The following is a 20,628-nucleotide window of genomic DNA, read 5'->3' as shown; positions in this document are numbered from 1 at the left end:
CTAATTTAGCAGTAGGTAAGGAATGAAATAACCAGTAATATCAAGTTCGCTTAATCGGTTATAATATCAGTGACCAATGCCAAACTTGCGTTATGCCCAGACGAATTAGTATAGCTCCCCACTTAAGTACCGAAGAACTTGGCCGGGCTGATCACCAAGCCCAAGAGGGCTTGGAAAGTCGCCAATATCAAATTATTTGGTTGTTGGCTAAGGGGAAGACCACGGAGGAAGTCCAAGAAATTACGGGCTACAGTCGCATCTGGATTTATGAATTGGTAAAGAGATACAACCAATTGGGATTAAAAGGGCTGGGTGCGCGCCGAAAAGGAAATCCCGGACATCCACCGTTAATTGATGATGTGACTCAAGCTCAGTTATGGCAAGCCCTGCAAGGAACAGCGCCGGATGGGGGACTGTGGAACGGTCGCCAGGTGGCAGACTGGTTGACAGGAGTAACTGGACGAAAAATTAGCCGACAAAGGGGATGGGAGATTCTGCGACAAATGACATTTCGGCTTCGTGTACCGAGACCGGCTCACATCGAAAGTGACGAAGACGAGCAGCAAGCCTGGAAAAAAAAACTGGTAACGGAGTTAGAGGGACTTCGCCGGAGATACCCTGATGCACAGGTGCAATTGTGGAGCGAAGATGAACACCGTCTGGGACTCAAACCGGTGATGCGACGTATTTATGTAGCGGAAGATTGTCAACCACTCGCCCATATTAATTGGAAATTCGAGTGGTTATGGCTATATGGTTTTGTGAGACCGGAAACGGGAGAGACTTATTGGTGGATTATACCTTACGTCAATACAACTCTATTTAGTCGAGTGTTACAGGAGTTTGCTGCCGAATTTAAATTAGGTCCAAATCAACACATTATGTTAGTGGTTGATCAAGCCGGATGGCATGGCATATCAGTAAGAATCTGAAAGTACCCGAAGGACTGCATTTAATGTTTCTACCGTCCCATTCCCCGGAACTACAACCAGCAGAAAGACTGTGGCCTCTGGTAGATGAACCCATTGCCAATCGTTCATTTGAGAATCTTGATCAGCTAGAGGAACTCTTGTGTGCTCGCTGCCGAAGTTTGTGGAAACAGCGCGAATTAATTCGAGGCTTGACCAGTTTTCATTGGTGGCCTCAAACCGAGACTTTACTATAATTGATTATCCGGACTTGATATAAATCCCACGACGGCGCAATACCTTTGTGTTGACATAACGACTAGGAAAAGGAGACATTCAAAAAGCCACAGTCCCGGCGATATCTAATGGTTCACCAAAACGCCGGAAAGGAATTTCTGCGGTCATTTTATCGCCGACTTGCTCAGGGATTTTTTGAGTCATTTCGGTATAGCCGTCCTTGCAGTAATCATGGCTTACCTGTCGCTGGTCTCTCCCCCCCAGGGATTCTGATTTAGGGTGAGGGTAATGTTTAGCGAGATTTCCCGGATGTAACAGCCAGGACATGAACCGCATCTAAAGATAGTCGATGTGTTCAACTAGGTTTAAATCGTGCGATCGCTCTTTATTACCCACTAAAAAATCTGTAGGTGTAGGTGGGGGGGTGGGAATGGCAGCTTAGGGATTATCCCCTCGTCCGAAACTCGATCACATCTTCTCTAATAGTCACATCATACTGACCAAAAAAGTCCTGCCCTAACAATCCTACTTCTAAAGCAGGTGCGATCGCCACTGTCAAATTACTAGCCATTGCGCCGCCAACTTCAATAGAGATAATTTCACCCAGGTCAAATTCAACATTTTGCTCGCTGGGGGTATTCGCCAAACCTCGCCCCGTCCGAACCACACCCAATACCTCCGCCATCAGCGGCGTGATGACAGTTCCACTGGCCCCCGTATCAATCATCATTGGAAACGGTTGGCTATCATTAAAAGTAGCCAATACGACTGGGATGCCTTGGTGTCGCCGAATAATGGGTGCTTGGTAAACTCCGGCGGCTGCACCGGGAAGGACAGCAGTACCACTGGGGGGGGTCACAACTTCGGGAAAATTACAAATTTGATTCAGATTAATCAACCGACCGACCTGATCTTGTCCGAGCAAAACAGCCTGGTTGTTCTTGTGCTGTAGCCAACCCTTGGGGATAGAATGCGGCACTTACCACCAGTAAACTAAACCTACTGTAATAGGTATAGTCTAGTCTGCACTAAACTAGGAAAATGGGATTTACCATTGATACTGTGGTTATTCATAATTCGACTTTCCTTGGAAATGAGCTTTAGTTATATCTCGTTTCTATAGGGTTTGATTGTCGCCTTTTATGGGGGTCTAAGATTAATCTCGATGGTACGGTACTTTGACATTCCCAGACCCATTTTGACCCGTCTACCACCATTATAGCTTTATGTTTGGGGACACAGTTGATGTTTTCGTCAATTTTACAAAAATGTTCGGCCAAATTGCCGCCGGGGGTTGACAACTGCCAAGAATTAATGGTATCGTTTAATTTAACAGTTTTATAATTAAAGTTTATCTAATTTTTAAATAATAGCAAATATTTCAATTATATGTGCGAGACGTTTAGGAGTGAAATAGGGCTGCAATGCTCGAAATAACCTCCTAGAGGGGAATAAACTGATTCAACCCAGTTACCCCTTAACTGTTTATATGTTCCAACGCTCGGGCTGAAAACGAGCAAGGCAGGAAACTCAAGGTCAATCCCATTTTAAGAAATCGCCAAATTTACCGTCCAGGTGAACTTAGGAGGAGTAAAATCCACTTGGGGCGATTATGGGAAAGAGTAAAGGCGATAGCCACCCCCAGTTTTGGGAATCACAAACCCAGGATTGAAGCGGGGAACGGAAGGCGTGAAGTAGAACCTACTACCAGATGCGACCACTGCCAACCATCCATGATTAGGGAAACCGAATGTTCGGCTTGAACCATCGTTATAAATAAGCAGCGAAATAGGTTTGATACGCTGCGCCCAAAAGGGTAAGGGGAAAAGTAGGAGTTTGTATTTACTACCTACACAGACCTTTTTAAGTACCCCGGTGGATAGAACAAATCTAAAGATGGAATGCCCATATAAACGGAACGTTTAAACCCCTGTTAGGCTCTCAGTAGTGTTGTGTCTATTGAGTAGTGAAAAGTGTAAGCGTATGGTGCGAGACGTTCGGGTATGAAATAGGGCTGAAATGCCCGAAATAACTACCCGGTGAGGATTCCAGCTCCGAATCTGGATATAAGGAGACCTCTCCTGACCATCCTCATAACTGGTTATATGTCCCGACGCTTAGGGAACTAAGCAAGGCAGGGAACTCAAGGTCATAAACGAACTGAGAAATCAGGGAGTAGAGAGTAACGGCGATAGCCACCCCCAGTTTTGGAAATCATAACTCCAGGATTGAAGCGGGGAACGGAAGGCGTGAGGTAGAACCTACTACCAAGACGCGACCACTGCCAACCATCTATGATTAGGAAGACCGAATGTCCGACTTGAACCATCGTAATACACTAGCAGCGAAATAGGTTGACACGCTGCGCTCAAAAGGGCAAGGGGAAAAGTAGGGGGTTCGTCCGACTACCTATACAGACCTTTAAAAGTACCCCGGCGGAGAGGACAAATCTAACGATGGAATGCCCATATAATCGGAACGTTGTAACCCCTCTAATGCTCTGCCTATAAACCAGTGAGTAATGCTATTCACAAGGCAGTAGTGAAAAATGTAAGCGCATGCTTAGAGGGTGAAGGATGTGACCAGAAGCTAAAGCCCAATTGTCATGGTTGGGATATGCCCACAGGTCACGGTGTGGATATAGATACTGCGGTCAGTAAGAGTATAATGGCGAGGACGAGTTTAAAGACTACGTGGTGCATATAGCTCTGAACATCGAAGTAGAAAGCAGGTCTCTTGATTCTGCTCCTTTGACAAATAGGGTATCCACACCAGGAGCCGTGTGATGGGAAACTATCAAGCACGGTTCTGAATGGGAGAGGGTGAAGGTGACTTCACTCTCGACCCCTAACCCTTTAAGGGGAAAGGATGTGACTGAAAGCCAATGCCTAACTGTAATGGTTGGGATATGCCCACTAGTCACGGTGTGGATATAGAGACTGCGATAAGTAGGAGTGTTATGACGAAAGCGAGAGTAATGGAGAAATCCAATCCATGAGACTACGTGTTGTATATAGCTCCCAAAGTTGAAGTCACAAAGCAGGGGGTTGTAACCCTGTTCCTATTGACAATAGGGTGTCCACATCAGGAGCCGTGTGATGTGAAAGTATCAAGCACGGTTTTGAATTGGAGTTGGGGAAGGCGACTTCCCTTTCGACCATAACAAAATAATAGCACGGGTGAACCCCTAATGCAACCCACCCCCTCAAAAAATTTTTTGTAATATTTCTTAACTTTTGTAACAAAAATTTACATAATCGGGGCGGAATCAGGTTGTGTGGGGTAGCCGGGGGGAAGGTTCAGTGAGTGGCCTAGGTAGAATGGTTGCTGGGACTGTTATGGGAAAGATGTAAAGTTTTGTAAAATATTGGGGATCACCCGGAAAAAATGTAACAATGAATACAATACAGAATAACCAAGTAGACTTTAAAAATTACCCTTTCGGAGAAACAGATATGAAACTAGCCTATCGTGGCGTTAACTATAACCATGAATTTCAACCAATGGATGTGGTAGAATCAGAGGTTTGTGGAAAATATAGGGGCCAAGATTGCCATTTCCATTACCCTCGCCATATTCCTGTCCCCCAACCCCACGGAAACCTGAAATATAGGGCTGTTTCCTACTCTGTGGGTGAACCTAGAGACCAAAACACTATGATGGTGGCTGTAGCGACAAGTGATGCTAAACCTGAGCCACCCCCGGCGACGAGTGGGGATACCTGTGCGATCGCTCCTGAAGAATTAGCTAAAGTACATTCGGCTAATTTGTGCCGTCTTCTGGAACGGAGACAGAAAGCAGCCCGGGAACGAGGCGACCAAAGATTGTTGAGTTTGTTAGAGGCAGAAGCTCAACACATAGCCTGCTAGATTTTACAGCATATTTGACGGAAAATCAATGTCTGGGGTGGTGTAGACAGCAATTCTCATTTTGACCCGCATCCTGTCCAAAATGCCCGATGATGCCCAATCTTGAACGAAAGAATGGGGCTTTCAAGAATAGCTCTTGAGATGATTCTCAATAAGCTGGGGCAAAATTTCCATAATGAGAATTGCTGGTGGTGTAGAAGTGTCTCTTGCATAAAATCCGGTAATTTCTGGCAGGAGCCGGAAATTACTCCTCAAAGGAGATGTAAGATGCAGGTCCAGGATTAGACCTACGTTAAGGGGGTGATGACACCCACAGGTGAACGCCAGCCTGTGGCTCTGTCGTCTATCTTTAAGGAACGAGATGAGTGGATTGGCAATCTCGAGTGAGCTAGACGTAAAAAGCCCCTTTAATATCAAGTCCGGATAATCAATTATAGTAAAGTCTCGGTTTGAGGCCACCAATGAAAACTGGTCAAGCCTCGAATTAATTCGCGCTGTTTCCACAAACTTCGGCAGCGAGCACACAAGAGTTCCTCTAGCTGATCAAGATTCTCAAATGAACGATTGGCAATGGGTTCATCTACCAGAGGCCACAGTCTTTCTGCTGGTTGTAGTTCCGGGGAATGGGACGGTAGAAACATTAAATGCAGTCCTTCGGGTACTTTCAGATTCTTACTGATATGCCATCCGGCTTGATCAACCACTAACATAATGTGTTGATTTGGACCTAATTTAAATTCGGCAGCAAACTCCTGTAATATCAAGTCCGGATAATCAATTATAGTAAAGTCTCGGTTTGAGGCCACCAATGAAAACTGGTCAAGCCTCGAATTAATTCGCGCTGTTTCCACAAACTTCGGCAGCGAGCACACAAGAGTTCCTCTAGCTGATCAAGATTCTCAAATGAACGATTGGCAATGGGTTCATCTACCAGAGGCCACAGTCTTTCTGCTGGTTGTAGTTCCGGGGAATGGGACGGTAGAAACATTAAATGCAGTCCTTCGGGTACTTTCAGATTCTTACTGATATGCCATCCGGCTTGATCAACCACTAACATAATGTGTTGATTTGGACCTATAGCACAAGACAGAACACTTAGGACGTATAATGGAGAGGACGAGATGACTAAGAAGACCAAAAATGCCAGCCCCCTATAGTTACGACCTCAGACAAAAAGTTATTGATGCCATTGAACTAGACGGTATGCCCAAAACAGAAGCCAGTCAAGTTTTCCATGTCAGCAGGAACACCATTAATCTCTGGCTGCAAAGAAAAGCACAGACCGGAGACTTCCTCCCTAAACCTCATCACCGACCTGGCAATAACCACAAAATTACCGACTGGCAAAAATTCAAGGCTTTTGCCCAAGAGCATGGCGACAAAACAGCAGCTCAAATGGCTGAACTTTGGGATGACGACATCTCTCCTCGCACCATATCCAGAGCCTTGAAGAAAATTGGCTTCACCAGAAAAAAAAACTTACGGCTACCAAGAACGTGATGAGCAACAGCGAGAGGAGTTTATGTTATGGCTCAGATTGAACAGATGAAGCCGGAAGAAGTGGTCTACCTCGATGAAGCCGGCATGAATAGTCAGGACTCGGATTACCCTTATGGTTACTGCGAGGAAGGAAAACGCTTCCATGCACTCAAATCAGGGAAGAGGCAGGGCAGGGTAAGTATGATAGCCGCATGGTGTCATCAACAACTCTTAGCTCCCTTTAGCTTTGAGGGTTGTTGTAATCGGACAGTGTTTGAGTTGTGGTTGGAGTTCATCTTAATTCCAACATTGAAGCCAGGTCAGACTCTAGTATTGGACAATGCAACGTTTCATAAAGGGGGACGGATTGCTGAACTGGTGGAGGCAGCTCAATGCCGTTTACTCTATCTTCCGCCTTATTCGCCAGACCTCAACAAGATAGAGAAATGTTGGTCGTGGCTGAAAGCCCGTATTCGCCACTGCACGTGAGCAGTTTGATTCTCTCCATGATGCCATGGATTCCGTTCTCAAAGCTGCGTCCTAACAACCTTGACTAATGCTATAATTTAAATTCGGCAGCAAACTCCTGTAACACTCGACTAAATAGAGTTGTATTGACGTAAGGTATAATCCACCAATAAGTCTCTCCCGTTTCCGGTCTCACAAAACCATATAGCCATAACCACTCGAATTTCCAATTAATATGGGCGAGTGGTTGACAATCTTCCGCTACATAAATACGTCGCATCACCGGTTTGAGTCCCAGACGGTGTTCATCTTCGCTCCACAATTGCACCTGTGCATCAGGGTATCTCCGGCGAAGTCCCTCTAACTCCGTTACCAGTTTTTTTTTCCAGGCTTGCTGCTCGTCTTCGTCACTTTCGATGTGAGCCGGTCTCGGTACACGAAGCCGAAATGTCATTTGTCGCAGAATCTCCCATCCCCTTTGTCGGCTAATTTTTCGTCCAGTTACTCCTGTCAACCAGTCTGCCACCTGGCGACCGTTCCACAGTCCCCCATCCGGCGCTGTTCCTTGCAGGGCTTGCCATAACTGAGCTTGAGTCACATCATCAATTAACGGTGGATGTCCGGGATTTCCTTTTCGGCGCGCACCCAGCCCTTTTAATCCCAATTGGTTGTATCTCTTTACCAATTCATAAATCCAGATGCGACTGTAGCCCGTAATTTCTTGGACTTCCTCCGTGGTCTTCCCCTTAGCCAACAACCAAATAATTTGATATTGGCGACTTTCCAAGCCCTCTTGGGCTTGGTGATCAGCCCGGCCAAGTTCTTCGGTACTTAAGTTAAGTGGGGAGCTATACTAATTCGTCTGGGCATAACGCAAGTTTGGCATTGGTCACTGATATTATAACCGATTAAGCGAACTTGATATAACACTCGACTAAATAGAGTTGTATTGACGTAAGGTATAATCCACCAATAAGTCTCTCCCGTTTCCGGTCTCACAAAACCATATAGCCATAACCACTCGAATTTCCAATTAATATGGGCGAGTGGTTGACAATCTTCCGCTACATAAATACGTCGCATCACCGGTTTGAGTCCCAGACGGTGTTCATTTTCGCTCCACAATTGCACCTGTGCATCAGGGTATCTCCGGCGAAGTCCCTCTAACTCCGTTACCAGTTTTTTTTTCCAGGCTTGCTGCTCGTCTTCGTCACTTTCGATGTGAGCCGGTCTCGGTACACGAAGCCGAAATGTCATTTGTCGCAGAATCTCCCATCCCCTTTGTCGGCTAATTTTTCGTCCAGTTACTCCTGTCAACCAGTCTGCCACCTGGCGACCGTTCCACAGTCCCCCATCCGGCGCTGTTCCTTGCAGGGCTTGCCATAACTGAGCTTGAGTCACATCATCAATTAACGGTGGATGTCCGGGATTTCCTTTTCGGCGCGCACCCAGCCCTTTTAATCCCAATTGGTTGTATCTCTTTACCAATTCATAAATCCAGATGCGACTGTAGCCCGTAATTTCTTGGACTTCCTCCGTGGTCTTCCCCTTAGCCAACAACCAAATAATTTGATATTGGCGACTTTCCAAGCCCTCTTGGGCTTGGTGATCAGCCCGGCCAAGTTCTTCGGTACTTAAGTGGGGAGCTATACTAATTCGTCTGGGCATAACGCAAGTTTGGCATTGGTCACTGATATTATAACCGATTAAGCGAACTTGATATAACACTCGACTAAATAGAGTTGTATTGACGTAAGGTATAATCCACCAATAAGTCTCTCCCGTTTCCGGTCTCACAAAACCATATAGCCATAACCACTCGAATTTCCAATTAATATGGGCGAGTGGTTGACAATCTTCCGCTACATAAATACGTCGCATCACCGGTTTGAGTCCCAGACGGTGTTCATTTTCGCTCCACAATTGCACCTGTGCATCAGGGTATCTCCGGCGAAGTCCCTCTAACTCCGTTACCAGTTTTTTTTTCCAGGCTTGCTGCTCGTCTTCGTCACTTTCGATGTGAGCCGGTCTCGGTACACGAAGCCGAAATGTCATTTGTCGCAGAATCTCCCATCCCCTTTGTCGGCTAATTTTTCGTCCAGTTACTCCTGTCAACCAGTCTGCCACCTGGCGACCGTTCCACAGTCCCCCATCCGGCGCTGTTCCTTGCAGGGCTTGCCATAACTGAGCTTGAGTCACATCATCAATTAACGGTGGATGTCCGGGATTTCCTTTTCGGCGCGCACCCAGCCCTTTTAATCCCAATTGGTTGTACAGCCTTTATCTTAATCATTAAGCACAGTAACAACACTTGGTAAACCAGTTATTCAAACACTGTAAATCCACAAGGCTTACCGCCACTTCTACCAATCTCACTAATAATTCCATGGTCTCCGTCCTGAACTTGCACACTAAACTTTTGAGCTGTGACCACATCATCTCTATCGGGTTAAACTCAGGGGAATACACCGGCAGATATTCTACCCTGGCTCCTACTGACTCTATCATTTCTTTGACTTCTTCTCGATGATGAGAATTTCAGTTATCCATTACCACTACATCTCCTTTTTTTAATTTTGGCAATAAATCTAACTTGATGAATTGGAGAAAATCCTCTTTTTTCATGGACCCTTCTAATGTTTGAGTCGCTACCACTCCGGAGAGCTTAATTGCACCAATTATTGTCATTTTTTGACCTCGATAGGATTTCCGCAGTTCATAGACTTTTTTCCCTTTCGTCGCTCTGGCTAACGGTCTGCTCATCCCTACCCATAACCCACTTTCATCAATAAACACAAGCTTTTCAGGAGCCACATCTCTAATTCTTTACCAATAATCTACTCGCGCTTTCTGTACTTCTTCAGTTACTACTTTTTCGCTCCTGTATGTTTTTTTTTGAGACTTATATCGTGCTGCTTTAAAAATCTATCTATCATGGTCGTACTGACATTTATGCCCAGCTTGTCTCTGAGCTTCTCACTATATTGCCATAAGGTCAGGTCGGGGTGGGCTCCTACAATATCTATCACGGCTTCCTCATGCTGAGATCAAATGCTTTTCTTTTTAGTGCCACACTTACGAGGAGATAAGTCTCCCGTTAATCGATACTGTTTGACCAGTCGCCTTACCGTGTCTGGACTCACCAAAAAGCGTTTCGCTACTTTTCGGATAGAAGTGTCTCCTTTTTCATAGGCTTCTACTATCTTTTTCCGAAAATCTAAAGAGTAACGGCTCATGGTAGTTGGTTGTGATAACTTATACAATAGCCATACATTATACCGTACTTTGTGTTTTGTGTAAAGGCTGTATCTCTTTACCAATTCATAAATCCAGATGCGACTGTAGCCCGTAATTTCTTGGACTTCCTCCGTGGTCTTCCCCTTAGCCAACAACCAAATAATTTAATATTGGCGACTTTCCAAGCCCTCTTGGGCTTGGTGATCAGCCCGGCCAAGTTCTTCGGTACTTAAGTGGGGAGCTATACTAATTCGTCTGGGCATAACGCAAGTTTGGCATTGGTCACTGATATTATAACCGATTAAGCGAACTTGATATAACATGACCGAGGCAAACATTACCCCATCTGGGAGATAGCTTAAATGCCAAATTACCAAAATTACGTTTTTGTGGTTGACACATTGGGGCAACCGTTAAGTCCCACTCATCCGGCCAGAGCCAGAAAGCTTTTGAAGCAGGGTTTGGCCGCAGTCTTTAGGACTTATCTATTTACAATTATAGCATTAGTTAAGGTGGTTAGGACGCAGCTTGGAGAACGGAATCCATGGCATCATGGAGAGAATCAAACTGCTCAATACAATGGCGAATGCGGGCTTTCAACCACGACCAACATTTCTCTATCTTGTTGAGGTCTGGCGAATAAGGTGGTAGATAGAGCAAACGGCATTGAGCCGCCTCCACTAGCTCAGGAATCCGTCCCCCTTTATGAAACGTTGCATTGTCTAGCACTAGAGTCTGACCTGGCTTCAGTGTTGGAATTAAGATGAACTCCAACCACAACTCAAACACTGTCCGATTACAACAACCCTCAAAGCTAAAGGGGGCTAAGAGTTGTTGATGACACCATGGGGCCATATAGCTCACCCTGCCCTGCCTCTTCCCGGATTTGAGGGCATGGAAGCGTTGTCCTTCCTCGCAGTAACCATAAGGGTAATCCGAGTCCTGACTATTCATGCCGGCTTCATCGAGGTAGACCACTTCTTGTGGCTCCATCTGTTCAATCTGAGCCATAAACTCCTCTCGCTGTTGCTTCCAACGTTCTTGGTAGCCGTAAGTTTTTTTTCTGGTGAAGCCAATTTTCTTCAAGGCTCTGGATATGGTGCGAGGAGAGATGTCGTCATCCCAAAGTTCAGCCATTTGAGCGGAGGTTTTGTGGCCATGCTCTTGGGCAAAAGCCTTGAATTTCTGCCAGTCGGTAATTTTGTGGTTATTGCCAGGTGGGTGATTAGGTTTAGGGAGGAAGTCTCCGGTCTGTGCTTTTCTTTGCAGCCAGAGATTAATGGTGTTCCGGCTGACATGGAAAACTTGACTGGCTTCTGTTTTGGGCATACCGTCTAGTTCAATGGCATCAATAACTTTTTGTCTGAGGTCGTAACTATAGGGGGCTGGCATTTTGGGCCTTCTTAGTCATCTCGTCCTCTCCATTATACGTCCTAACTTTCCTGTCTTGTGATATAATTGGAATTGCGAAGCAGCCGGGCAGCTTATTCGCCCGGTCATCGTCAACGGCGGGCAGGTTTTTTACGTGTGGGACCGCAACGCCAATGGCAGCCACGAGACTGGTGACACGGTCACTTTCTCTGGCGACACCGGCCTTGCGGCCTTTATGGGCAAGGGCGCGCCATCGAACGTGACCGAGGATGTCAACAGCCGCAGCTTTACCCTCAACGGCGTTGACTTGCGATTGCCGACCGTCGGCATCCCAATCGTTGACAACCATTTTCAGTTTGCAGATGCTAATAATCAGGTGTACATCCCCGGCGTCACCACGGCGGAGGAAGATGCTGGGGGGTCTTGGCTCGTATTTCGCTCAAAGCACGCCCATAGGCAACGCCAGCAACCGTTTGCTCGGCGATACCAGTGAAAATCCGCACTACACCGACCTGCTGGCTATATGGGATGCTTTCAATGGCACAGCTCAGAACCACAATGCAAACGGTACGCCGCAGGGCTGGGATTCCAGCACCGCTCACTGGTCCGCGACACCGTCTGGCAGTGGTCGCGCCATTGTCCTTCTCACCGTTGGTCTCGCCGCCAACGATGGTGGCAACACTAACCGTCACACGGGTGTTGCATAATAGAAAATGATATTCTCAAATAAATCAAGATGGATTGTCCTTATTGCCAAAGCCATAAAGTAGTCAAAAATGGTCATCGTCAGGGAAAACAGAGTTACCTGTGCCGTGAATGTGGTCGCCAATTTCGAGAAAATCCCTGTCCTGGAGGTTACAGTTCTGATGCTGAGAGGGTGACAACGGAGGTCAAACCCAGACAGGGCAATTGTTTGAGATAATGGAGATATCGTCAAAAAGCGGGTGGCCTTGGGAGCCACCCTGACAAAAAATGCTAAGGACATTATACCAAAAACTATTACGAATCAATTTGAGCGAGAGTCAAGCACAGACGTTAGAACTCTTAGTGTTGATGCTTCAAAGTTATCGGCAAGTCAGATTATCAACCCTCGCCAACGTTTTTCCACAACCCATTCAATACAGTAGTCGCCTCCGAAATATCCAACGATTTCTGAAACTCCCCCAACTTTCGGCTAAGTTGCTGTGGTTCCCAATAATCAAGGCCGCTCTCAAATCTGAATTTAGAGAAAAACATTTAAATAGAGAGCAACGGAGAAAGCGCTCAAAATTCAGATTGAAAACCAAAAACTATGTAGCGGTTGCTCTCGACCGCACTCAATGGAGAGACCGAAATCTCCTGATGGTCACGATAATTTGGGGACATCATGCTTTACCAATATATTGGGAGCTACTCCCAAAGTTAGGCAGTAGCTCTTTCCGGGAACAGAAACGGGTATTAGGGCCGGTGTTGGCTTGGCTCTTTTAAAACCTTATCCGGTTGTAGTGATAGGAGACCGTGAGTTTCATAGTGCTCAACTCGCGGACTGGCTCAGAGTAAGGGGTGTAAATGTTGTATTTCGTCAGAAAAAGAGTGCTTTTGTAGCTACCTCATGCCAGCCAGGTAAGTCTTTAAAAACTCAAGGATTTAAGTCGGGCGAATCCCATTTTTTTAAAAATGTAACCTTGCAAAAATTTGCACCTATTCATGGATTTAACCTAGGAGTTTATTGGCAAAAAAATCACCGAGGAAAAAAGGTAAAAAAACCTTGGTATTTACTAACTACGCTTGATAACCCCAAGCTGGTTAAGCAACTTTATCAAGCGCGGTGGGGTATCGAAATGATGTTTAGAGATTGTCAAAGTGGGGGCTATAATATGGAATCTACTCGGGTGGATTCAACCCGATTTTTAGCCTTGGTTTTGTTGATTACTTTTGCTTATTGGCTGGCGACACTAGGAGGTCATGAGTGGGAAGCTAATCACTTAGTAGCTTACCTCGGTCGAAGCGAAAAAACTCCTAATAATTTTCCCCATCACAGTATTTTTGGGCTCGGATTATCGGGTTATGCTTGGAGCCAGTCGCTAGTTTTCTGGCAAGAAGAGATGTTAGCATTGATGGCCCTCAAGCCTCATAAAGCTCAGAATTTTCGGCAAGGACTAAATGCTCTATCCCTTGTACAGCAATCAGTCTAGCTCTCTTGTCACCCTCTCAGGTTCTGATGTCAAAGAGCTTTGTGTGAAAATGTCCCTCAATGGCATGGGATTTCGAGCCATTGAGAGAGTCACTGGTATTTCTCACAACACAATACTTAACTGGGTTAGAGTTGCAGAAACCCACATTGATGAGGAAAACTATGAAATTCCTGAAATAGCTCAAATTGATGAGCTTCAGACTTTTGTGGGTTCAAAAAAAACCATCTGGGTCTGGACAGTTGTGAATACCAAACTGCCTGGAATTCTGAAGTTTGTCATAGGCGACCGCTCATTGCTGACTTTTACCACATTATGGCAAATGATTCAGGGCTGGGCTTGTTTTCTATATATAGCACAAGACAGAACACTTAGGACGTATAATGGAGAGGACGAGATGACTAAGAAGACCAAAAATGCCAGCCCCCTATAGTTACGACCTCAGACAAAAAGTTATTGATGCCATTGAACTAGACGGTATGCCCAAAACAGAAGCCAGTCAAGTTTTCCATGTCAGCAGGGCAGGAACACCATTAATCTCTGGCTGCAAAGAAAAGCACAGACCGGAGACTTCCTCCCTACCCTAAACCTCATCACCGACCTGGCAATAACCACAAAATTACCGACTGGCAGAAATTCAAGGCTTTTGCCCAAGAGCATGGCCACAAAACCTCCGCTCAAATGGCTGAACTTTGGGATGACGACATCTCTCCTCGCACCATATCCAGAGCCTTGAAGAAAATTGGCTTCACCAGAAAAAAAACTTACGGCTACCAAGAACGTTGGAAGCAACAGCGAGAGGAGTTTATGGCTCAGATTGAACAGATGGAGCCACAAGAAGTGGTCTACCTCGATGAAGCCGGCATGAATAGTCAGGACTCGGATTACCCTTATGGTTACTGCGAGGAAGGAAAACGCTTCCATGCACTCAAATCAGGGAAGAGGCAGGGCAGGGTAAGTAAAGTATGATAGCCGCATGGTGTCATCAACAACTCTTAGCTCCCTTTAGCTTTGAGGGTTGTTGTAATCGGACAGTGTTTGAGTTGTGGTTGGAGTTCATCTTAATTCCAACATTGAAGCCAGGTCAGACTCTAGTATTGGACAATGCAACGTTTCATAAAGGGGGGCGGATTGCTGAACTGGTGGAGGCAGCTCAATGCCGTTTACTCTATCTACCACCTTATTCGCCAGACCTCAACAAGATAGAGAAATGTTGGTCGTGGCTGAAAGCCCGTATTCGCCACTGCATTGAGCAGTTTGATTCTCTCCATGATGCCATGGATTCCGTTCTCAAAGCTGCGTCCTAACCACCTTGACTAATGCTATAGATGTGACGGAAGAATACACCAGCAAAACCTGTACTCACTGTGGTCATGTGCATTCCCAGCTAGGTGGCTCAAAAGTGTTCCGATGTCCTGAGTGTGGGTTCACTCTACCCAGGGACTGGAACGGTGCTTTTGGAATCTTTCTAAAAGCTTTGCGGGATACCGCCTCTGTTACCTTAACGGGTAATAGTGCTATCGTCGCATTGTCAGGCAATAGCCGGATAAATGTCGCGTAAATGTATCAGTCTCAGTAAAAATACGGAACTTGATGTGTTATGAAAGGAACAACTCCAAATCAAATCCCGTCCCAGGCTGCTGGATTTTTGAGGCTGGCGGGGGTAATTTTATTCTTTTTTGCCCTAATTAACTATATTTTGCTGTTTGTGCCAACGAATTTTGGGGATCTCAGGTGGCAACTGAATTTTACTACTCAGATGGTAGAACAAGGGGTGATTCCGGTGTTGGCGATCGCCTTAATGTTTTGTGCATACGGGTTACAGGAGGTAGCTGGTCTATCACCAGAAAAGCCTAAACAGGGGTTTAACAGTCTCAAATTTTGGGTTTATGTGATTTCTGGCATTCTGGGGGTGATGTATTTAGTGCTGATTCCCCTGCACGTTGGCACTACTATAGCAGCGAGTAATGAAACGATTGAGAAAATTAATCAGGATGCAGCGACGGCCAAAATGCAGCTAGAAGAACGCCTGCAAGAACAACAAACCCAAATGTTAGCTATCTTAGGCAATCAGCAGCGCTTAGAAGATTATATCCAAGAACAACAGCTTACCGAAGCACAATTAGCGCGCCTGCAAGAATTTCAGGAAAACCCGGAAGCGTTGGGAGTCCAAAGCAATGCCATTGGCCAGGAACTGAAACAGGAAATTGAAAACCGTCGGCGAGAGGCAGAAAAGCGATCGCAACTGGGGACTTTCAAATCTAATCTCCGGGTCGGCTTAGGTAGTTTACTGCTGGCTAGTTGCTATCTGACTATCGCCTGGAGTGGCTTAATCAACAAACGCAGTCGCAAAAAAGCCGGTTAAATGGTCAAATTTGCGCTCGCTTCATTGGTCAGGGCTTCCTTGACTCTTTCTAACTCGGCTTGAATCTGAGTATAAACTGATTCAGCCGATGGTTGAGGAATGGGGACACCTGCATCTACTCCTTGACGGCCCATGATTTCTAATTGCAGACATAATTCGGATAAACCAAAAGCGCCTAAAGTCCCACTGATGGATTTCAGGGAATGGGCGGCCTGTTTGAGGGCTGTGGGATCATTTTGTTGGAGGGCTATTTGAATAGTGTTCAGAAGTTCCGGGGCGCTTTCGATGTACATTTCGGCGACTTCTTCCAAGGCTTCTATCTCTCGCAGTCCTTGTAAAACAGTGGGGTCAAGAATGGGGGAAGATTTGCTATCATCGGTGGTGGTATTTAAATATGTTGAAGGTACAATGGCATCGCAGGTGATGGGGCGACAGTTACGGAGAACTTTAACTAATTGTTCCATACGGATAGGTTTACTGATATAGTCATCCATTCCGGCTGCTATACATTCAGCGCGATCGCTTTCCATAGCATTGGCTGTAACGGCGATAATGCGCGGGCGTGGGGAGTAGGGTTTTTCTTGGTTATCATAGCGTTTTTTAATCTGTCGGGCTGCTTCTAAGCCATCCATAATGGGCATCTGCATATCCATTAAAATGACATCGTATGGCTGTCTTTCTAGGGCTTCGAGAACTTCTAAACCATTCCCGGCGACATCAGCCCTATATCCCATTCTTTGCAGGATTTGTAGGGCGACTTTTTGGTTAACTAGGTGATCCTCGGCTAATAAAATCCGCAGGGGGAGTTTTTCTGCTAACAGGGGAATATCTTGGGGCGATCGCATTTGGTTGCGACTCCAATTTTTAATCTGTAGAGGTTCCCCACACAGGACGTTAATCAGAATATTGTATAGGGGTGATTGTTTAATGGGTTTATTCAGAAAGGCGACAAAATCTCGATGATCGGTGGGGTTAAAATTTTGTTGAGCGACGGAAATTAACATGACTAAGGGGAGGTCAACCCCGGCTGAAGTCTGTCGGACTTGGGTGGCAAAATTGAACCCGTCCAAATTGGCGATTTCCATTTCCACAATGGCGATATCAAAGGTTTTACCTTGTTTTAACCAGGCGATCGCTTCTGTGGGGCTGTCGGTATCTTCTACCACTAAACCCCAGCATTGAACTTGCTTGGTCAAAATTTGGCGATTGGTGGGGTGAGAGTCAATAATTAATAGTCGTTTTCCGGCTAATTCATCAGCATGATTCCACTGTGGTAATAAATTCTGGCTACTCTGAACTACTATGGAAAAATAGAATGTAGATCCCTGTGTGGGAGTATCTTTATTTATCTGCCAATTTTCTGGGGGATGACCACCGATCGCATCACCACTGACTACCCACATTTTACCCCCCATCATTTCGGCCAGTCGCTGACTAATAGCTAGACCTAATCCTGTCCCGCCATATTGTCGATTCGTGGAAGCATCAACCTGACTAAAGGACTTAAATAAACGATTCATGCGATCGACCGGAATACCAATACCTGTATCCGACACTGCTACCTCAATTTGATAGTGGGTAGAATACATAGATTTGGCAGTCAATTCTAAATCCGAAAACAGTGGTTTTGCTGACACTGATACCAACACTTCACCCCGGGCGGTAAACTTAACGGCGTTGCTGAGTAAATTCACTAAAATTTGCCTAACTCTTGCCATATCTCCCACCACTTCATTGGGGGTATAAGCATCAATGAAATATCCCAATTCTAGGGATTTACTCGCGGCTTTGGTCGCCAATAAGTCCAGGGATTCTTCAAGACAAGTGCGTAAACTAAAGGGGAAGGCTTCTAGGTCTAATTTTCCTGATTCTATTTTGGAGAAATCTAGGATATCATTAATTAAAGAAAGTAGGGCATCACTACTGCTGCGAATGGTTTCGACAAAATCCTGTTGAACTAGACTTAAAGGAGTATCTAATAACAATCCGGTCATCCCAATTACTGCATTCATGGGAGTCCTAATTTCATGGCTCATAGTGGCTAAAAATTCACTTTTGGCACGAGTGGCTGCGAGAGCCTCATCCCTGGCTTGACTCAATTCTTGGGCGGTTTGCTGTCGTTCTATTTCACTACCTATCCACTGCGCCATGAGTTTTAATAGTTCTTGGTCAACGGCTCTAAATGGCTCATTTAAAGGGTTTTGACTCCAAAAACAAAGAGTTCCATAAACCTGACCATAGACTTTAATAGGAATAGCCATATATGCCTCAATTTGCCAGCAATTTTCATCGGCATAAGAGGGGAATCCGGAGACTAACACTGATTCAAAAATCAGGGGGTTTTCAGCCTTTAATGTCGCCAAAATCAACGGATTATTTAAATCAAAATTATCCCCAAATGACCAGCTATTATTAGGGTCAATTCCTGCCATAATTTGGGCGGAAGGCTGGGGGGTGTCTAGGTTCAATATCTGGTTAATTATACCGACTTCTAAGTGGAATTTATCACAGCCCAACTTGAGGATTTGCTGGAGTTGTTCTTGCCAGTCTAAATGACGAGATGAGGTGATTTGATAAAGACTCCTAATTGAGGCTTCGCTGTCTTGTAGTTCCTGTTCCCGCTGTTTGCGATCGCTAATATCTCTGGAGACACCCAGAATTTCTTGCACTCTCCCGGTCTCGGGATGATAAATAGCGCGACTGGTGGTTTCAAACCAAATATATTCGCCGTTTTTGTGGCGTATACGATAGGTTAGAGTATAGGATACTTTTTGACTTAAAACAATTTCTAATGTCTTGCTGAGTGTGTTAAGGTCATCTGGGTGAAAAAATTTACTGGGGTGTTGACCAATTAAACTTTCCGGCTCATATCCTAATAGCAACGAACAGGCGGGGGAGGCGTAGCGGATCAAACCTCGGCGAGAGTGATGAGTAATTAAATCGGTGGAATATTCCGCCATTAGCCGATATCTTTCTTCACTATCCTGGCTTTGAATATTGGCTTGTTCTAAGGCTTCTAACATTTGATTAATGGTTTGTCCTAACCCGGTGAGTTCATCTTCCCCTGGGGGTACTGTCAGCCGTAGGGATGGGTCGCGACTTTTGCCGATTTGATTAATTTTGTGGGTGAGGTCTAACAGTCTGGCTAAAATCAGTTTCTCAAATACCAGTATGGTAATTGCACTTAAAATTATGCCGATCAGAAATAGGGAAAATGTGAGATAAATTAGGCTGGTGCGACCTTGGCGGAAAATGGGGCGATCGCTTTGGATTTCCAGGTTGAGAATCGGTCGATTATAAATGTCTAGGAGGGGAATAGACCCCAGGATAGTCGAAGTATCTAGGGGTTGAACTCTGATGGGGTCTTCCGCATTGATGATTTGTTGGGTTTGTTGGGGGTTGAGGGGAGTCCAAGGGTTGATTTCCACCGCAAGTTGGGTAATTTGAGTCAGGCGATCTATTTCGTTATGATCAAGATAGCGACCCACTACTAGGGTTCCCCGGCTTGGTCCATGGGCAATACTGGTAAGGATGGGACGGGCCGATAGCAGCAATGGGCCTTCTGGTAACATGACGATCCCTATTGTGGGACAGGGGATTTCCTCTTCTTTCTCAAAACAAGACCGGGAGGGGTTGGAAAATGACAGACTGACCGATTTTAGGTGAGGCGAGAGACTGGCGGGAATAGGGGTTTCTGTTTGGCTGTTGATGTCGAAACCTTTGCTGAAGACGATTTGACCTTGGCTATCTATCAGAATGAAGAGATTTAGCCTCAGATCCATAAACATAGTGTTAGCTAGGTTAGATCGCACATATCGGCTATTTTGTTGATTGATAAAGGCATAGGTATCATCCCATTTGGCTTGATCTTGAGCGATCGTATCTAAATTAGCCAGGTCATCCTCTAAGGCTTTAATTACCCGGACTACATCCTGATGCACCGACTCAATCTCCAGATTACGGAAATTCTGAATCAGGATACAGGATGCTGTTGTATACAACACCACAATTAGGCTAATTAGTGCTGCGCCAATAATGAGCAATGTCTTCTTGTGCAATTTCATAATCTTCCTCCGAGAAACCCCATCCCCTTGTGGGTGGGGAGGGATAGGAACAGCAATTGATATAGAGTGGGCGGGACCCCCAAAAGTGCATCATTCAAAAGCCATTTGAGTGCCATGGGTATTGTGCAAAGTCAGTTCTGCTGTTTCTCCCTCGCCAACCACTGGTTTAAAGTAATACTAACCATCACTTCCCCTACTAACATACAATCCTGTTGCTTTCTGGGTAATTCCCCTCCGTTGTCCCAAGACTCCCTGGAGTAAGTCTGGTTGGCTTGACAAAAAATCTTTAACCATAAGGTTTGACAGTTAGGAACTAGCGACCCATTCCCAGGTAAGAACTTCAACCCTTACTCCCAAGGTAGACCCGGAAAGTCTCTCGAAGGCTTCACCCAGGTCTGTCAACTAAACTCACTTAGGTTTGTGGCTGTGGTCAGCCTCATCCCTTTGTGGGGGGGTTAT

The 20,628-nt window shown here is 45.5% G+C and carries 8 protein-coding genes and 14 pseudogenes; 11 read left to right on the top strand and 11 right to left on the bottom strand.

Going from position 1 to position 20,628, the window contains the following annotated elements; all coding sequences use genetic code 11:
- The first annotated feature begins 92 nt into the window (after positions 1 to 92).
- Positions 93 to 1,165, top strand: a pseudogene (locus XZ46_RS19110) (IS630-like element ISAtsp4 family transposase).
- Between the two features lie 79 nt (positions 1,166 to 1,244).
- On the opposite strand, the gene XZ46_RS19105 reads toward XZ46_RS19110, so the two are convergent.
- Both XZ46_RS19105 and XZ46_RS19100 read right to left on the bottom strand, forming a co-directional pair.
- Positions 1,245 to 1,472 (bottom strand): short-chain dehydrogenase/reductase SDR, encoded by a 228-nt coding sequence (locus tag XZ46_RS19105; RefSeq protein WP_228116374.1) that lies wholly within the window; start codon positions 1,470 to 1,472, stop codon positions 1,245 to 1,247.
- Between the two features lie 118 nt (positions 1,473 to 1,590).
- Positions 1,591 to 2,124 carry a retropepsin-like aspartic protease family protein gene (locus XZ46_RS19100; protein WP_228116373.1) on the bottom strand — a complete coding sequence of 178 codons (534 nt, stop codon included), beginning with the start codon at positions 2,122 to 2,124 and terminating at the stop codon, positions 1,591 to 1,593.
- Positions 2,125 to 4,600: 2,476 nt separating this feature from the next.
- Here XZ46_RS19100 and XZ46_RS19095 point away from each other — a divergent pair.
- The gene (locus XZ46_RS19095; protein ID WP_006616915.1) at positions 4,601 to 5,014 is read left to right on the top strand and encodes a DUF4278 domain-containing protein; all 414 of its coding nucleotides are present in this window, start codon (positions 4,601 to 4,603) and stop codon (positions 5,012 to 5,014) included.
- A gap of 431 nt (positions 5,015 to 5,445) precedes the next feature.
- Here the strand turns inward: XZ46_RS19095 and XZ46_RS19090 are convergent.
- Both XZ46_RS19090 and XZ46_RS19085 read right to left on the bottom strand, forming a co-directional pair.
- Positions 5,446 to 5,775 (bottom strand): annotated as a pseudogene (locus XZ46_RS19090) (transposase); the annotation flags it as partial.
- A 17-nt stretch (positions 5,776 to 5,792) separates the two neighbouring features.
- A pseudogene (locus XZ46_RS19085) lies at positions 5,793 to 6,092 on the bottom strand (transposase); the annotation flags it as partial.
- Positions 6,093 to 6,154: 62 nt separating this feature from the next.
- Between XZ46_RS19085 and XZ46_RS32995 the strand changes: the two are divergent.
- Positions 6,155 to 7,037, top strand: a pseudogene (locus XZ46_RS32995) (IS630-like element ISAtsp1 family transposase).
- Positions 7,038 to 7,055: 18 nt separating this feature from the next.
- On the opposite strand, the pseudogene XZ46_RS32990 reads toward XZ46_RS32995, so the two are convergent.
- From XZ46_RS32990 to XZ46_RS34590, 5 pseudogenes are all read right to left on the bottom strand, one after another.
- A pseudogene (locus XZ46_RS32990) lies at positions 7,056 to 7,831 on the bottom strand (IS630-like element ISAtsp4 family transposase); the annotation flags it as partial.
- Positions 7,832 to 7,879: 48 nt separating this feature from the next.
- Positions 7,880 to 8,629 (bottom strand): annotated as a pseudogene (locus XZ46_RS38410) (IS630-like element ISAtsp4 family transposase); the annotation flags it as partial.
- Positions 8,630 to 8,677: 48 nt separating this feature from the next.
- A pseudogene (locus XZ46_RS38405) lies at positions 8,678 to 9,235 on the bottom strand (IS630 family transposase); the annotation flags it as partial.
- Positions 9,236 to 9,253: 18 nt separating this feature from the next.
- Positions 9,254 to 10,197: pseudogene (locus XZ46_RS32980) on the bottom strand (IS630 family transposase).
- Between the two features lie 66 nt (positions 10,198 to 10,263).
- A pseudogene (locus XZ46_RS34590) lies at positions 10,264 to 10,461 on the bottom strand (helix-turn-helix domain-containing protein); the annotation flags it as partial.
- Between the two features lie 99 nt (positions 10,462 to 10,560).
- Between XZ46_RS34590 and XZ46_RS36915 the strand changes: the two are divergent.
- Positions 10,561 to 10,827 (top strand): RRXRR domain-containing protein, encoded by a 267-nt coding sequence (locus XZ46_RS36915; protein ID WP_006668380.1) that lies wholly within the window; start codon positions 10,561 to 10,563, stop codon positions 10,825 to 10,827.
- On the opposite strand, the gene XZ46_RS19045 is transcribed toward XZ46_RS36915, so the two are convergent.
- Positions 10,715 to 11,590: an IS630 family transposase gene (locus XZ46_RS19045; protein WP_006668381.1), complete on the bottom strand. Its 876-nt coding sequence runs from the start codon at positions 11,588 to 11,590 to the stop codon at positions 10,715 to 10,717. The genes XZ46_RS36915 and XZ46_RS19045 overlap by 113 nt on opposite strands.
- A 133-nt stretch (positions 11,591 to 11,723) precedes the next feature.
- On the opposite strand from XZ46_RS19045, the gene XZ46_RS35065 reads away from it, so the two are divergent.
- The 7 genes and pseudogenes from XZ46_RS35065 to XZ46_RS19015 all read left to right on the top strand — a co-directional run bounded on the left by XZ46_RS35065 (position 11,724) and on the right by XZ46_RS19015 (position 16,105).
- Positions 11,724 to 12,062, top strand: a complete 339-nt coding sequence (locus XZ46_RS35065; protein ID WP_162198543.1) for a hypothetical protein — start codon at positions 11,724 to 11,726, stop codon at positions 12,060 to 12,062.
- Positions 12,063 to 12,305: 243 nt separating this feature from the next.
- A pseudogene (locus tag XZ46_RS34585) lies at positions 12,306 to 12,461 on the top strand (IS1/IS1595 family N-terminal zinc-binding domain-containing protein); the annotation flags it as partial.
- Between the two features lie 80 nt (positions 12,462 to 12,541).
- A pseudogene (locus tag XZ46_RS19030) lies at positions 12,542 to 13,743 on the top strand (IS4-like element ISAtsp5 family transposase).
- Positions 13,744 to 13,765: 22 nt separating this feature from the next.
- A pseudogene (locus tag XZ46_RS32970) lies at positions 13,766 to 14,095 on the top strand (IS1-like element ISArma2 family transposase); the annotation flags it as partial.
- 61 nt (positions 14,096 to 14,156) lie between these two features.
- Positions 14,157 to 15,047: pseudogene (locus XZ46_RS32965) on the top strand (IS630 family transposase).
- Positions 15,048 to 15,049: 2 nt separating this feature from the next.
- A pseudogene (locus XZ46_RS30270) lies at positions 15,050 to 15,301 on the top strand (zinc ribbon domain-containing protein); the annotation flags it as partial.
- 39 nt (positions 15,302 to 15,340) lie between these two features.
- Entirely contained in the window at positions 15,341 to 16,105 is a 765-nt protein-coding gene (locus tag XZ46_RS19015) for an HpsJ family protein (RefSeq protein ID WP_006624210.1), read from the top strand.
- Here the strand turns inward: XZ46_RS19015 and XZ46_RS19010 are convergent.
- On the bottom strand, positions 16,102 to 20,169 hold the full coding sequence (locus XZ46_RS19010; protein WP_008052702.1) for a CHASE4 domain-containing protein: 4,068 nt from the start codon (positions 20,167 to 20,169) through the stop codon (positions 16,102 to 16,104). The two genes, XZ46_RS19015 and XZ46_RS19010, sit on opposite strands and share 4 nt — an antisense overlap.
- Positions 20,170 to 20,628 lie beyond the last annotated feature (459 nt).

The organism is Limnospira indica PCC 8005 (genome assembly GCF_000973065.1).
Taxonomy (GTDB): Bacteria; Cyanobacteriota; Cyanobacteriia; order Cyanobacteriales; family Microcoleaceae; genus Limnospira; species Limnospira fusiformis.
The sequence above is the reverse complement of the archived record's forward strand: the minus strand, read 5'-3'. Positions and strand labels throughout refer to the sequence as shown.